At 55.0% G+C, this 14,575-nt stretch carries 13 protein-coding genes; 3 read left to right on the plus strand and 10 right to left on the minus strand.

The features are described from left to right. Positions 1 to 10: 10 nt before the first annotated feature. The 5 genes from uvsE to D7M11_RS29545 form a co-directional block, all read right to left on the minus strand. On the minus strand, positions 11 to 979 hold the full coding sequence (uvsE, locus tag D7M11_RS29525; RefSeq protein WP_120750871.1) for a UV DNA damage repair endonuclease UvsE: 969 nt from the start codon (positions 977 to 979) through the stop codon (positions 11 to 13). An 81-nt stretch (positions 980 to 1,060) separates the two neighbouring features. Continuing rightward, positions 1,061 to 1,894 carry an alpha/beta hydrolase gene (locus D7M11_RS29530; RefSeq protein ID WP_120750872.1) on the minus strand — a complete coding sequence of 278 codons (834 nt, stop codon included), beginning with the start codon at positions 1,892 to 1,894 and terminating at the stop codon, positions 1,061 to 1,063. 51 nt (positions 1,895 to 1,945) lie between these two features. After that, positions 1,946 to 2,263 (minus strand): hypothetical protein, encoded by a 318-nt coding sequence (locus D7M11_RS29535; RefSeq protein ID WP_120750873.1) that lies wholly within the window; start codon positions 2,261 to 2,263, stop codon positions 1,946 to 1,948. Between the two features lie 18 nt (positions 2,264 to 2,281). Then, positions 2,282 to 3,418: a D-alanine--D-alanine ligase gene (locus tag D7M11_RS29540; RefSeq protein ID WP_120750874.1), complete on the minus strand. Its 1,137-nt coding sequence runs from the start codon at positions 3,416 to 3,418 to the stop codon at positions 2,282 to 2,284. Between the two features lie 271 nt (positions 3,419 to 3,689). Further along, positions 3,690 to 4,715 carry an amidase domain-containing protein gene (locus D7M11_RS29545; protein WP_120750875.1) on the minus strand — a complete coding sequence of 342 codons (1,026 nt, stop codon included), beginning with the start codon at positions 4,713 to 4,715 and terminating at the stop codon, positions 3,690 to 3,692. A gap of 388 nt (positions 4,716 to 5,103) precedes the next feature. Between D7M11_RS29545 and acnA the strand changes: the two genes are divergently transcribed. The 3 genes from acnA to D7M11_RS29560 all read left to right on the plus strand — a co-directional run bounded on the left by acnA (position 5,104) and on the right by D7M11_RS29560 (position 10,189). Next, entirely contained in the window at positions 5,104 to 7,821 is a 2,718-nt protein-coding gene (acnA, locus tag D7M11_RS29550; RefSeq protein WP_120750876.1) for an aconitate hydratase AcnA, read from the plus strand. Positions 7,822 to 8,099: 278 nt separating this feature from the next. After that, the gene (locus D7M11_RS29555; RefSeq protein WP_120750877.1) at positions 8,100 to 8,534 is read left to right on the plus strand and encodes a MarR family winged helix-turn-helix transcriptional regulator; all 435 of its coding nucleotides are present in this window, start codon (positions 8,100 to 8,102) and stop codon (positions 8,532 to 8,534) included. A 23-nt stretch (positions 8,535 to 8,557) separates the two neighbouring features. Further along, a complete protein-coding gene (locus D7M11_RS29560; RefSeq protein WP_120750878.1) occupies positions 8,558 to 10,189 on the plus strand; it encodes a DHA2 family efflux MFS transporter permease subunit in 1,632 nt (543 codons plus the stop codon). A 102-nt stretch (positions 10,190 to 10,291) separates the two neighbouring features. Here the strand turns inward: D7M11_RS29560 and D7M11_RS29565 are convergent, their stop codons facing one another. The 5 genes from D7M11_RS29565 to D7M11_RS29585 form a co-directional block, all read right to left on the minus strand. Further along, complete coding sequence (locus D7M11_RS29565) at positions 10,292 to 11,794, minus strand: IMP dehydrogenase (protein ID WP_120750879.1); 1,503 nt, start codon at positions 11,792 to 11,794, stop codon at positions 10,292 to 10,294. A 141-nt stretch (positions 11,795 to 11,935) separates the two neighbouring features. Beyond that, entirely contained in the window at positions 11,936 to 12,595 is a 660-nt protein-coding gene (locus D7M11_RS29570; protein WP_120750880.1) for an HAD family hydrolase, read from the minus strand. A gap of 21 nt (positions 12,596 to 12,616) precedes the next feature. Next, positions 12,617 to 12,919 (minus strand): hypothetical protein, encoded by a 303-nt coding sequence (locus D7M11_RS29575; RefSeq protein ID WP_120750881.1) that lies wholly within the window; start codon positions 12,917 to 12,919, stop codon positions 12,617 to 12,619. A 237-nt stretch (positions 12,920 to 13,156) separates the two neighbouring features. Next, positions 13,157 to 13,642, minus strand: coding sequence for an 8-oxo-dGTP diphosphatase (locus D7M11_RS29580; protein WP_120750882.1), 486 nt, complete (start codon positions 13,640 to 13,642; stop codon positions 13,157 to 13,159). A gap of 15 nt (positions 13,643 to 13,657) precedes the next feature. Next, positions 13,658 to 14,530: a phosphotransferase family protein gene (locus tag D7M11_RS29585; protein ID WP_120750883.1), complete on the minus strand. Its 873-nt coding sequence runs from the start codon at positions 14,528 to 14,530 to the stop codon at positions 13,658 to 13,660. Positions 14,531 to 14,575 lie beyond the last annotated feature (45 nt).

The raw sequence follows: 14,575 nt of genomic DNA on the forward strand, positions 1-14,575 counted from the left end.
CCCAAACTATTCAAGCGTTTATCTCAAACGAGGCCTGATCGATCGTACGTACGCCTTGTACGCTTCTCAGCTCCTCCACCAGCTTGAACAGGGCGCCATCCTTCATCTTCGCCTCCAGCATTACGTCGAGCTGTGGCGTTCCTGCAGCTGCTGCCATGCGCAAAAAGGAGAGCAGCTTGTCCGCGCTCACATAATCGGCATGTCCGCGACGATCTTTGTCGCTCTTCGGACTAGACATATGGATCTTCGGCGGAACGGCTTCTTCCGCCCAAGTACGCGTTATGCGGGGCCACAACTCCTCCGCGGTTTCATCCCCCGAATTAACATCGTGATGATGCACGTCGAACACCATCGGTGCGCCGACCCGCTCGCAAATCTCGAGCGTTTCTCGAGCCGTAAACGTCTTGTCGTCATTCTCCAGCGTCATGCGCCGACGAATCCGCGAGTCCAGACTGGTAAAATGAACGATAAACCGCTCTCCGGCAGCCGCCTTGTCGCCGTACATGCCGCCGATATGGATATTGCACTTCGCCCGGTCATCCAGCTCCATCGCTTCCAGCATTAGCGCATGACGGTGCAAATCGCCGATCGAATTGCGCAGCACCATCTCGCGGGGCGTGCTTAGCACCGTAAAATGATCGGGGTGGAAGCTCACTCTCATCCCGTGCTCCTTGACGTAGTCGCCGATTTCGCGAAACGAATCGGTCAGAAGAGACACCGGATCCCAGCCCTCAAGCGCCTCGTGGCCGAACAGCGGAATCAGCTTGGAGGAAAAACGGTACATATGAACATCGTGAGCGCGGTTATGTTTCAGTAGGCGCAGCGTGTTATGCAGGTTTTGCTCGGCAAGCCGCTCCAGCTTGCGAATGGCGGCCTCGCGGTCGCCCAGCTTCGAGAAACTCGTAAACGTCATCGTTTTCGAAGGTGAAGCATTCTCCACCACGGTGGACATCGCAACGTATCCGAGTCTGACCATCATTTTCAACCTCTCCCGTCCCCTACGTATTCATATACGTAAGTTGCCCGAACGGGAGCTTTTTCATGTTGATGTTGCGTCTCCTTACGCGCCTTGTGCGCCTTGTGCGTCTTCGCCTTCCGTTTCCGCCGCGAAGCCTTGCCTGCGCAGCCAGTTGGCGCATTCCTGCGTCCACATATACGCTTCGGGATGCGACTCGGCGAGACCGAGGCCGTGACGGCCGTTTTCGTACACATGCAGATCATACGGAACTTTATGTTTGCTGAGCGTTGCGGCCAGCATCAGGGAATTGGCAACCGGCACGGGAGCATCGTTGCCCGTGTGCCACATAAACGTAGGCGGCGTCTCCGCATTCGCAGACAGCTCGCCGGACAGCAGCTCGCGCATCTCCTGGGATGGATTTTGGCCGAGCAGATTGATCATCGAGCCCTCGTGATACTGCTCTACGAATGAAATAACCGCATAACACAATACGAGCGCATTCGGTCTGGAGCTGACCCGGTCGATCGGATCGGCCGCTTCCGGATTGCCCGGTTCGTGATGAATGCCCGCCATAGCGGCGGCATGTCCACCTGCGGAAAAGCCCAAGATGCCGATCTTGTCCGGATCAATGCCGTATTCTTCGGCATGGCTCCGCACCCAGCGGATCGCCCGGCGGCAATCCTCCAGCGGCGCCGGGTGCCGATACGGCGCAACCCGGTAATGCAGCACGAAGGCTGCGACTCCGATCGAGTTAAGCCACTTCGCCACCGGCTCCTTCTCGTGATCGGCGCGGCGAGCATATCCGCCGCCCGGACAAATGATAACACAGCCTACCGGCTTGTCGCTCTTCACCGGATAGGCGTCGATCCGGGGACGATCCTCCTCGGTATTCCCTGCTTGATAAGGTGCGCCTTCCGGCCATAGTTCGATAGACATGCTTGAAACCCCTGCCTCTCCCGTCCTTCGCGGACCGCTATGTAAGGCGAGTTATGCTCTCCCGCCAAAAAACATTTCGTCAGCAAGTTGCGTTTGTACGCGCGATTCTTCCTCCGTCAGCTTGCGGATCAGCTCCATCTCCACTTCCGTCACTTCTTCGCTTTGAAAATTAATTTCGGCGATCGAAGCGACGATTTTAACGATGGCTACCGCCACATTGTCCGGCGAATAGGCGATTACTTTTTGCCCGGTCGGAAAAACGCGAAAGCCTTTTTTGACCATTTTGCCCCGCCCGTATTCCAGCAGTTCGTACAGCTCCTGATCCGACTTGAATTTGCAGACGGAGTTAAATTCGGTTTGAAATCCCATCCTCATTCCTCCTTCGGTTTATTCGGCATCAAACGTATAGCGGATAGTTTGCTTCGCCGCATAACGATCGATCGCGAGCTGAATCAGACGGTCCAGCAGCTCTCCGTAAGGCTTGCCCGATTCTTTCCACAGCAGCGGATACATGCTGAACGGAGTAAAGCCCGGCATCGTATTGATCTCGTTGATCAAAACGGCGCCGTCAGACTTGCGCAGGAAGAAGTCGACCCGCGACAAGCCGCTGCCGTCAATCGCCTGGAACGCCCGGATCGCCCAGTCCCGGATTTCCTCGGCTTTTTCCGGAGCGATCTCCGCCGGAATGATCATCGCCGATTTGCCGTCGATATATTTTGCCCGGTAGTCGTAAAATTCGCCCGAGCTGACGATTTCCCCTGCAACGGACGCCTCCGGCTCGTCGTTTCCAAGCACCGCGACCTCGATCTCGCGCGCGTCGACGAACTCCTCGACAACCACCTTACGGTCGTACTGGAATGCGGTTTGGACGGCATCGATCAGTTCGTCGCGGTTGTTCGCCTTCGAGATGCCTACGCTGGACCCGAGATTGGCCGGCTTGACGAAGCACGGGTAGCCGACGGACACTTCGATCTCCATCAGAAAAAAGGCGCGGTCCTTCTCCCACTGGGTACGGGTGAAGTGACGGAAGATGCACTGCGGCAGCCCTTCCTGCGCAAATACTTTCTTCATGGTCACTTTGTCCATCCCGACCGCCGAAGCGAGCACGCCCGCTCCTACATAAGGAAGATTGGCCATCTCTAGCAGTCCTTGAATCGTGCCGTCCTCCCCAAACGTGCCGTGAAGAAGCGGAAACACGACGTCGAGAGCCGCGCCCGATCCGCCCGCTGCGGCTGACTCAATCGACGCAAAAAAAGGCTGCATCGCAACGCCATGCTCGATTCCGGCTGCCGTCTCGTTTTGCGCACTGGCATCGGGTTCGTTCTGGAGCTGCTCGACGCGGTCGACCGGTCCGGTCAGCCTGGCTCCCGGACGCCACTGGCCCAGCTTCGTTATATAATAAGGAAACACTTCATATTTCGTATGATCGATCGCCCGGATGACGGCCAAGGCGGTTTGCAGCGAAACGTCATGCTCTCCCGATTTCCCCCCGTACACCAACCCGATTCGAATTTTTCTGTCCATGATTACCTCCGTCGTATATGATTCGCACGATTTATTAAATGATAGACCTTTTTTTGATGGCGCCTGAATAGTAAACCGGTTCCTTGCCGCATGCTAAGCCTAAAGATCCCCGCCAAAGCTACGCCGGCCCAAATCAGGGATTTATTCGGACCGCTTCATGCCGCGAAACGCGGCATAAAGACGCGAACGAAGCCGCCGCCCAGGGCGGCGCTTCGAAGCGATCGTTTTCCTTGGCGGGGACGCAGAACATTTTGCAACAACAGCCAAACTTCTATAAATAGTCCGCAATATGCAAAAAACGGTAGCGCGTATTCGGAGTATAAGCGTACGAGTCGCGATAATCCCAATACCGGCTATGACTGTTCGTTGTGTGAGCGTCGACCAGCGGCATGCCAGCCTTGTCGAAGCCCGTAACGATCGTATTATGCTGGAAGCGGCCGTCGCCCTCCCAGTCGTAGCAGATCACGTCGCCTATGGACAGCTTTTGCGGGGCATCCACTACCTCCGCCCGTAAACCGCCCTTGCTCCCGGCCAGCAGCAGCTGCAAGCTGTGCGCCACAGCCCAGCTATAGCTCCATAGCTCCCGGCTGCCGTCTCTGCCTTGGTACCACCACCCGGATTCCCTTTTTCCAGTATAGTTCATGGGGGCTCCGCCTGCAAAGAGGCATTGCGAGACAAAGTTGGTGCAATCGACTTCAAATTGGAGATACTTCGGATTGGCGCCGTTCCACCACCGCTCCGCGTAATCGCGGGCTTTGCTGCGGTCGTATACGGTATAACGGTAGACCGGATCGGTCGTAACGGAAGGCAAAACCTTGTAGTTGAGGTAAGGCACGGAGCGGAATCGGCCGTCCGTCTCTTCTTCCCCCGGTTCCAGCACAAACGGAGGAAGCTGCGCCGTAGAGGATAACCGCCGCTCTCCGGAGGACGGATGGGCCTCGGTAACGAGCCAATGGCCGTTCAGATTCGTCACTGTAATTCGTTCCCGCTCCAGCCGCTTCTCGATGAAAGTCTCTCCAAGCTGCCCGTATTCGGTACTGCGGCGAAATTCCAGCTCGACTGCAACCGTCCTGCCGGAATCGTCGGTCGAAAGCAGCTTGAGCCCGGTTTCGCTGCGCAGCGGCTCTACGCCTCTTGCTTTGCGGCTCGACTGGAGACGGCGGATTCGCGTGTCCAGCTTGCGGATAAACCGTTCGTCGCGAACGACCGGCATAAGCTCGCGTATGTCGCCGTCCAGCTCCAAACGGTTGCGGCGATGTGCGTATTCGTATACAGCCGATTTCCAATTGGCAAACATACAATCCCTCCCCTGGCGGGTTTTGTGACTATCTGCGTAAACATTCACGAAACCTGCCCTGAATGCCGAGAATAGGGCACCGTAAGCGAATAACGGCGACGTCACGAGCGTTATGCCCGATTCAAGCACTATTCTCAAATGTATGTTTGACCCGGGTGGAAAATGATTTCGCCGCGAAGCCGGGGGACCTTCCCGGGCTCCGCCCGAACAACCGCGAAGCCGCGCTCCGCAAAGGCGGATAAGCCGCAATATTTGTCAAAAAAAACTTTACGCGCTCCGGCAGAAACGCTATACTAAAGGTACAGCATTTATGAAATCAAGTTTCATATAGCGAAACTTAGCAACCAGGGAAACCTGGCTACCCTAACGTATAAGGAGGCTTGTACCTATGTCCAGAAAAGACCATTTCAGCGTCCGCAAACAGCTTTCCGTAGGCGGAAAACCGTACAACTACTACAGCCTGAAGGCGCTGGAAGGCAAAGGCTTCGCGAACATCGAGCGGTTGCCTTTCTCGATCAAAGTGCTTTTGGAAGCAGCCGTCCGCCAATTCGACGGCCATGCGATCACGAACGAACACGTCAAGCAAATTGCCGGCTGGGCCGAAGGCCGTGACGATAATAAAGAAATTCCGTTTATCCCTGCGCGTATCGTTCTGCAGGACTTTACCGGCGTTCCGGTTGTAGTCGATCTGGCGGCCATGCGCGCCACGATGAAGCGTTCCGGCGGCGATCCGAAGCGGATCAACCCGCTCGTACCGGTCGACCTCGTTATCGACCACTCCGTCATGGTTGACGCTTTCGGCAGCAAGGACGCGCTGGAATACAACATGAACGTCGAATTCGAGCGCAACGAAGAGCGCTACCGCTTCCTTCGCTGGGCGCAAACGGCGTTCGACAACTTCCGCGCCGTTCCGCCGGCAACGGGTATCGTTCACCAGGTTAACCTTGAATATTTGGCATCCGTAGCCGCAACGAAAACGGTAGACGGCGAAACCGAAGTGTATCCGGACTCGCTCGTAGGCACCGACTCCCACACGACGATGATCAACGGTCTCGGCGTTGTCGGCTGGGGCGTAGGCGGTATCGAAGCGGAAGCCGGCATGCTCGGACAACCGCTGTACTTCGTAACGCCTGAGGTTATCGGCTTCAAGCTGACGGGCTCGCTGGCGGAAGGCGCTACGGCGACCGACCTGGCGCTGACCGTTACGCAAATTTTGCGTAAAAAAGGCGTTGTCGGCAAATTCGTCGAGTTTTACGGCTCCGGCCTCAGCAACATCAGCCTCGCGGACCGTGCGACGGTCGCCAACATGGCGCCGGAATACGGCGCAACGGTCGGCTTCTTCCCGGTCGACAACGAGACGCTGAACTACCTGCGCAGCACCGGCCGCGCCGAGGAGCAAATTTCGCTCGTCGAGGCTTATTATAAAGAGCAAGGCATGTTCCGTACGGACGAAACGCCGGACCCGGTATTCTCCGATATGATCGAGCTGGACTTGTCCACGATCGTACCGAGCCTTGCAGGTCCGAAACGCCCGCAAGACCGCGTCGAGCTGACGAACATGAAAGAATCGTTCAACAGCATTATCCGCACGCCGATCGACAAAGGCGGTTACGGATTGACTGAGGACAAAATCGATCAAACCGTCGAAGTAAACCATCCGAACGGCGAAACGACAAAGCTCGGAACGGGCGCCGTCGTTATCGCGGCCATCACGAGCTGTACGAATACGTCGAACCCGAGCGTTATGCTGGGCGCAGGCCTCGTAGCGAAAAAGGCGGTAGCCCGCGGTTTGAAAAAGCCGGCTTACGTCAAGAGCAGCTTGACTCCGGGATCGCTCGTCGTTACCGAATATTTGCAAAAAGCAGGCCTCATCGAGCCGCTTGAAGCTCTCGGCTTCCACGTTGCCGGCTATGGCTGTGCAACCTGTATCGGTAACAGCGGTCCGCTGCCGGACGAAGTAAGCGCCGCAATCGCCGACAACGATATGACCGTTGCCGCCGTTCTCTCCGGTAACCGGAACTTCGAAGGCCGCGTTCACGCTCAAGTCAAAGCGAACTATCTCGCTTCGCCACCGCTCGTCGTTGCTTACGCACTGGCTGGTACGGTCAATATCGACCTGGCGAACGATCCGATCGGCTACGACGGAAACGATGAACCGGTATACCTGAAAGACATCTGGCCGACAAACGAAGAAATCAAACAAGCGATCGGCACGGCGCTTACGCCGCAAATGTTCCGCGACAAATACGAGAACGTATTTACGCAAAACGAACGCTGGAACCAAATCCCTGTGCCGCAAGGCGAGCTGTATGAGTGGGATGCCAAATCGACTTATATCCAGGAGCCTCCGTTCTTCATGGAACTCGGCGAGCAAGTCGGCGACATCGCCGAAATTCGCAGCGCCAAGACGCTCGCGCTCATGGGCGATTCCGTTACGACGGACCATATCTCCCCTGCGGGCAACATCAAGACGGACAGCCCGGCCGGCAAATATTTGCTTGCGAACGGCGTGAAGAAGGAAGACTTCAACTCGTACGGCTCCCGCCGCGGCAACCACGAAGTCATGATGCGCGGTACGTTCGCGAACATCCGCATCCGTAACCAAGTGGCTCCGGGCACCGAGGGCGGCGTAACGACCTACTTGCCTAACGGCGAAGTGATGTCCATCTACGACGCATCGATGCTGTACCAAGGCGAGAACACGAACCTCGTTGTCATCGCCGGCAAAGAGTACGGCACAGGCAGCTCCCGCGACTGGGCGGCCAAAGGCACGTTCCTGCTCGGCGTGAAGGCTGTCATCGCCGAAAGCTTCGAGCGGATTCACCGCTCCAACCTGGTCGGCATGGGCGTTCTGCCGCTGCAATTCCAAGCCGGACAAAGCTGGAGTACGCTCGGCATTACCGGCCGCGAAACGTTCGACATTCAAGGCCTCGACAACGGCGTACAGCCGGGCCAATCGGTCCGCGTTCATGCAACCCGCGAAGACGGCACGACGTTTGAATTCGACGCCCTCGTTCGTCTGGACAGCATGGTCGACGTCGACTACTACCGCAACGGCGGCATCCTGCAAACGGTGCTTCGCCAGTTGATCAAGGAAAGCAAGTAAGATCGGCAGCCAAGCCGGAACTCGGGTTTTCCCGGGCTCCGGCTTTTTTTGTTGTATCTTCTCCTTCTCGCCTGTCCCCCGTAGTGCACCAAAAAAATCCTGAATCTCCCTGCCATGTTCTCTTGACGCATTCGCTTAATAGTGGTACATTATTTATCATTCTTAATATCTTAGTAGTAATTAATTTATTACTAAAGTAATAATTGAGTTCAGGAATACGAAGGAGGGATTTTACAAAAAACTAAGTGGCTATCGTCATCAAGAGGAGGGATACGGGTTTGGCTGACAATGAAGCGTTGTTCGAAGTCACTTCGATGTTCCGAACCCTCATTAAACGGATCTCGCAGGAATGGAATAAAAACGGCGGCCGTACGCTTAGCTTTCCGCAGTTCAAGGTGCTCTATATGTTGAATAAGCTTGGCCCCCAGCGGGTATCGCAGCTTGCCGAGATGCTCTGCATTACCCCGGCGGCCGTAACGGGCATTACCGACAAGCTGCTGGCGGAAGGTTATGTGCAGAGGGATCGGGCGGAATCGGACCGCAGAGTGGTCGTTATTACGCTCACAGACAAGGGAGAGGTCATGATCCGGGAAGCGAAGGACACTCAGAAAAAAACGATCGAGATGATCTTCACCATGCTTCCGGATGAAGATATCGAGCATCTTCGGCGCATTTTTGCCGAGATGCTTTTCAAAATGGACCATACAGACTAAAAAGAGATGGAGAGAAAGGGTACATGGAGCATTTAACCGCTAAACGCAAAATCTCGATCATGATCGCCATTATGGCCGCGATGTTTTTCGCCGCCATCAATCAGACGATTACGAGCACAGCGATGCCGCGAATTATCGCCATACTGGACGGCATGGATTATTACACCTGGACCATTAACATTTACCTGCTGACCTCGACGATCGCAACGATCTTGGTCGGCAAGCTGTCCGACATGTTCGGTCGCAAGCCATTCCTGCTAGTCGGGATCTTGCTATTTATGCTCGGCGCATTTCTAACCGGCACGTCCGACAACGTGTACCAGTTCATTACTTATCGCGGTATTCAGGGGATTGGCGCCGGTATTATTCAATCGACGGCGTTTACGGCCGTAGGCGACCTGTTCGCTCCTCGCGAGCGCGGCAAATGGATGGGCTTCATGACCGCGATATTCGGCTTTTCCAGCGTACTCGGTCCGACGCTCGGCGGTTATCTCGTCGACCATATGGATTGGCACTGGCTGTTCTGGATCTTCCTGCCGCTCGGCATTGTCGCGTTCGCGATGATCGTCGCACTGTTCCCGAAAGTCGAACGAGGGCCAAAGCAAAGCATCGACTATATCGGCTCGCTATTCCTGACGACAACGATCGTACCGCTGCTGCTGGCGTTCTCGTGGGCCGGCACGGAATACAAATGGGGATCGGCGCAAATTCTCGGGCTTCTCGCCGCCACCGTCTTGTCCGCCATCATCTTTATTTTCGTGGAAATGAGGGCGAAAAACCCGATTTTGCCGCTTAATTTGTTCCGCAACGGCATCGTCACCATCTCGAATACGATCGGCTTTATTATGAACTTCGGCATGATGGGCGCCTTGATCTACCTGAGCTTCTTCGTGCAAGGCGTTCTCGGCATCTCGCCTACCCTCGCCGGTTATGTCACGATGCCGATGTCGATCGCCATGGTCGTCACCAGCGCCATTACCGGTCAAATGATCGCCAGAAGCGGCAAATACAAACGGTTTGCCATTCTCGGTATGCCGATTATGATCGCAGGCATGGTCATCATGGTGTTTATGAACAGCGTCGCCCTGGCGGTGCTCAGCATGATCGTCTTCGGTATCGGTCTCGGCCTTGGCATGCCGGTGTTCTCGCTGGCCACGCAAAATGCCGTTCCGCATACGCAGCTCGGCGTCGTCACCGCATCGAGCCAGTTGTTCCGGAACCTCGGCGGCACGATCGGGATCGCCGTGATGGGGACGGTTATGTCCAACAATTTGGCGAAGCATTTAAAGGAAGCGATGCAGTCGCCGTCGGCTCCGGACTTCAGCAAGCTCGACCCGAAGCTGGCCGAGCAGATGGCCCCGTTTGCGAATCCGCAAATGCTGATGAACAAGCCGGTGCTCGAACAAACGCAGGCGAGCCTGCCTGCGGACGTGCAGCCGCTCTTCACGCAGTTGATCGACAACATTCGCGACGCGCTCGGCCAGACGCTGTCTACCGTCTTCCTGACGGGGGCTATCGTTACCGTAGTCGCCTTCGTGCTCGTCTTCTTCCTGAAGGAGATTCCGCTCCGAACTACGAACAAAACACCGGGTTCGGGCGCTCCGGAAGCGAAAGAAAGCGGAGCCGCCATGCAAGTGGTAGCCGATAAAGCTTAATAGACTGCGAACGTCGAAAAAGGACAGCTCCGCGTTGTGAAACGTGGATACTGTCCTTTTTTTGTTTTCCGCTGGGTTGGATTTTATCCTGCCCCCGGCCGCTTACTCGCCGGACAAGCTGTTCTCTTTCAAGATAACATCATGTGCGCCGCCTTCGACGATACTTGTAGCCGAAACGAGCGTAATTCTCGCTTTTTGCTGAAGCTCTTCGATCGACAGCGAGCCGCAGTTGCACATCGTCGATTTGATTTTGTGAATCGTCTTTTCCATGTTTTCCTGCAAGCTTCCCGCATACGACACGTACGAGTCGACGCCTTCCTCGAACACGAGCGACTGTTTGCCGCCGGTGTCGTACCGCTGCCAGTTGCGCGCCCGATTGGAGCCTTCGCCCCAAAACTCCTTGACGAAGTTGTTGCCGACCTTCAGCTTGCGCGTAGGGCTCTCGTCGAAACGGGCGAAGTAGCGGCCCATCATGACGAAATCGGCTCCCATGGCCAAAGCGAGCGTAATGTGGTAATCGTGCACGATCCCGCCGTCCGAGCAGATCGGCACGTAAATGCCGGTCTCGCGGAAATAGTCGTCGCGAGCCGCCGCCACTTCCATGACGGCCGATGCCTGACCGCGGCCGATCCCTTTTTGCTCGCGCGTAATACAGATGGAGCCGCCGCCGATACCTACCTTGATGAAATCGGCTCCGGATTCCACCAAATACAGGAAGCCTTCGCGGTCTACGACGTTACCCGCCCCAATTTTCGCCTTCGGGAAGTTCGTTTTTACATATTCGATCGTCTCGCGCTGCCATTCCGTGTAACCGTCCGAAGAGTCGATTACGAGGACGTCGACACCTGCTGCTACCAGTGCAGGCACCCGCTCGGCGTAATCCTTCGTATTGATGCCTGCGCCCACGATGTAGCTTTTATTCCCGTCAAGCAGCTCATACGGATTTTCCTTGTGCGCGTCATAGTCTTTGCGGAACACAAGGTATTCAAGGTTCTGCTCCGCGCCCACGATCGGCAAGCAGTTCAGCTTATGCTCCCAAATCAAGTCGTTGGCTTCGGACAGCGTGCTTCCGGATTTCCCATATATCAGCGAGGAAAACGGCGTCATGAATTGACCTACCAGCTTGTCCTGAGGATCACGGCTGATCCGGTAATCCCGGCTGGTGACGATGCCGAGCAGCTTGCCTGTCGGCGTCCCGTCGTCCGTAATCGCCACGGTCGAATGGCCGGTTCTTTCCTTCAGCTCCAGCACATCCTTCAGCGTATGCTGCGGGGTCAGGTTCGAGCGGCTCACGACAAAGCCAGCTTTGTGCCCTTTGACTTTGCGCACCATGTCCGCCTGCTCTTCAACCGGCTGAGACCCGAAAATAAACGAAATTCCGCCGCACCGCGCCAAGGCAACCGCCATATTGTGGTCGGATACCGCCTGCATAACCGCGGATGAGAACGGAATGTTCAGCGCAACTTCCGGCTTTTCGCCCTTCTTGAACTTGACGATCGGTGTTTTCAGGCTTACGTTCCCCGGATTGCAGTCCTTGCTCGTCAAATTCGGCAGCAACAAATACTCGCTAAAGGTACGGGATGGTTCCGTATAATAGTACGCCACTGACTCTACCCTCCATAGTTATGAGTAAATTTTTACGATCATACCATATGGACTGCAAAGAAGCAACAAGCATTTTCTGCTTGGAGTCTGCTTCGCTGCTAAGGATGGCGCATTTTTGACAAAGTGTGTATGAATTATAGATTATCCGTTCCAGCGGCCTATGTGCGCCTTGACTTCGAGCAGATTGTTCACTACCGCATCCGCTTGCCGCAGCTCATGCTCCTGGGCAAAATCGAAGCGGCAGCCGATCGCCAGCAAGCCGTTACGCTTCGCCGCGTGTATATCGGATAACCTGTCGCCGATAACCGCACCGCTGCGAATGCCGTATTTCTCCATAATATGACGAACCAAGTCCGCCTTATCCAAAGTATCAATATGCTGAATACTGAACGTTTCGGTCACCGACGCATCCAACCTGTAAACTTCAACGATCGCCTGCAAATACTCGATCTGCCCGTTGCTGGCAATGAACAGGGCATATCCGGACTGCTTCAAAAAGTCGAAAAGCTCTTCGACATGCGGATAAAGCGCACCTTGGCCGCTTCGGATGTTCGCAATTAACCGCTCGTGAAAATAACGATTGGCCGCTTCCCGGATGGCCGGCGAATGCGCGGGCATCAGTGTCTCCCACACGACAGGCAAGGGAACTCCCATGATCTCGCGATACGTTTGGATCGGCGTGTCGCCCGACCATTCGCGGCGGGACCTCAAGTAGCCGAACGTGTCCTCGAGCGATGGTTCCAAAATGGTATGGGTTTGAAATAGTGTCCCGTCCATATCGAATATTACCGAAGCCTGCATCTTTTGTTACTCCCCCGTTTCTCAGACAATAGCTTCCCTCGGAAAAACAATAACATTCACGATTGAGAGAATCACAACCGCTAGAAACATCATAAAGGAAACGGGGTCGCCGCCGACACCCAATTCATCGGATAAAATGCCGATCTGATAAGTCAAAAAGGCGGATACCACCGAGCAAAGCAAAGAAATGGTTATCCTTGCAAAACCGCCGATCAGATATACGCGCTTTCTCTGAAAGATCGTGATTAGAACGGACAAGAGCAGAATCACGATAAAGAGCATATAGATCGGCCTAAAATTGCTAAAAACCTCTGCGCCATCCACCGGCTTCGCCTCCTTCTTTCATGAAGGTAAAAACAAATAAAACCGACGGAGCTTCCTCAGGGTACAGGGCTCCATCAGTCTATTCTACCATTATATTCCCACTGTCCGGAAAGCTTTAGCTGACGGAACTCCGGCCGGGTAGCCGATTCCGAAGACGCCGATCACGTCGTAACCGGATGGGACGCCGAGAAAAGAAAAGAAGCTGCCCTTCGGCAGCCCCATTAACATTTAAGCGCATTATATGTTTTTAACCGTCTCTCTCAACGTGACCTTCTCCGCTTGATCGTAAACTCCGTAAATTTCGAACGTCCCTTCCTCAAAAAACAGCGGAAATCTCCGCTTGAACCAGGGCTGCATCGGATAGTTCATCGCATCCCGAATCGGCACCCATTTCAATTCGCCCTCGGGCGGGTTTTGCAGCAGTTCCCCTTCGAAGGACGTAGCCACATAGTTGAATACCATGTATCTGAAGTTTGCTTTCGGATCTACATACTCATCGAGCCCTTTATACACGAGGTCTTTAACCGTAAGCCCGGTCTCTTCCCAAACCTCGCGCACGGCTCCCTCCGTCAAGCTTTCGGGAAAATCGACCTTTCCCCCTGGACCGATCCAGCCGGGAAAACCGAGCTTGTCCGGGCGGTTAACCAGAAGCACGTTATCTCCGTCTCTTACGAGACACATGGTATAGAGCGCAATTTTCACATTCGAGTGGCTTGCCGTCATGTAACAATCTCCTATTTACACATAGTCTTTAATGCCGTTACGAAAGGCCTCTTCGTCGCCATTGTCCAGGCCGAACAACGCTTCCTGAAGCGCAAAGGTTCCTGCGTAAAACGAGGCTCGATCGAGCGTCCCCTCCAGATCGGGGTAAAAACGGCGGAACAGCTCCACAAACTCGTGGCCGTACGATGCCATCAATCCAGCGATATCCAGGGCCGGATCGCCCGGATGCGCTTCCGCAAAGTCGATAATTCCGGTGACTTCGGGAACTGAGGGATCGAACAGGATGTTGCTTGTCCCAAAATCGCCGTGTACCCAAGCAGCCCTTATGTTCATGCCCGCATACGTCTCGAAAAACGATTCAAAGTGCATGTCGACATCTCTTTGCCGTGCGGAGCTCATATAAGGGAACAGCTTCATTTGAATGTTCTGGTGTAAAGTATGCCACTCGCTCCAATCGACTAAGGAGGGTTGTCCCGGGTCCGGGGGCTCAACTGGAATCCGATGCAGAGCGGCCAAAAAACGGGCCAGTTGTCCGGCCATCCTCTCTTTTCCGCTCCCGCTTAGACCCAGCCAAGCCTCCTTCCACAGAGGCTCGCCGCGTATTTTCTTATATCCCGCAAACGCCTCGCCGACTGCTTTATTCGCGATGTTCACATAGACTGGCGCAGGAATCGGCAAAGATACATAACCCTGAATCCATTCCAGCAAACGCAGTTCCCGCTTAAGTTGCGCAATGCCTTCCCGGTACTTGGGAAACCGGAATATAAACTCGCCGTTGACTTCCAGTACCACGTTGTTTTGTCCGTTTTCGTTTCGTTTGACCGACTTGATCGGAAATTCCGGAACATGTCCGGAAATCGCCCTTACATACGCTTCCGTTACAATCACGCCCTTCCTTGTGCAAAAGCCCGGCCGCTTCCCCTCGCTTAACGC

The sequence above is a fragment of the Paenibacillus ginsengarvi genome, assembly GCF_003626695.1.
Taxonomy (GTDB): Bacteria; Bacillota; Bacilli; order Paenibacillales; family NBRC-103111; genus Paenibacillus_AB; species Paenibacillus_AB ginsengarvi.

Coding starts and splice junctions, on each gene's coding strand:
- D7M11_RS29570 (WP_120750880.1), bottom strand. CDS start 12,595: ATGCAGGCTTCGGTAATATTCGATATGGACGGGACACTATTTCAAACC.
- D7M11_RS29535 (WP_120750873.1), bottom strand. CDS start 2,263: ATGGGATTTCAAACCGAATTTAACTCCGTCTGCAAATTCAAGTCGGAT.
- uvsE (WP_120750871.1), bottom strand. CDS start 979: ATGATGGTCAGACTCGGATACGTTGCGATGTCCACCGTGGTGGAGAAT.
- D7M11_RS29540 (WP_120750874.1), bottom strand. CDS start 3,418: ATGGACAGAAAAATTCGAATCGGGTTGGTGTACGGGGGGAAATCGGGA.
- acnA (WP_120750876.1), top strand. CDS start 5,104: ATGTCCAGAAAAGACCATTTCAGCGTCCGCAAACAGCTTTCCGTAGGC.
- D7M11_RS29560 (WP_120750878.1), top strand. CDS start 8,558: ATGGAGCATTTAACCGCTAAACGCAAAATCTCGATCATGATCGCCATT.
- D7M11_RS29545 (WP_120750875.1), bottom strand. CDS start 4,715: ATGTTTGCCAATTGGAAATCGGCTGTATACGAATACGCACATCGCCGC.
- D7M11_RS29530 (WP_120750872.1), bottom strand. CDS start 1,894: ATGTCTATCGAACTATGGCCGGAAGGCGCACCTTATCAAGCAGGGAAT.
- D7M11_RS29580 (WP_120750882.1), bottom strand. CDS start 13,642: ATGACGGCAAGCCACTCGAATGTGAAAATTGCGCTCTATACCATGTGT.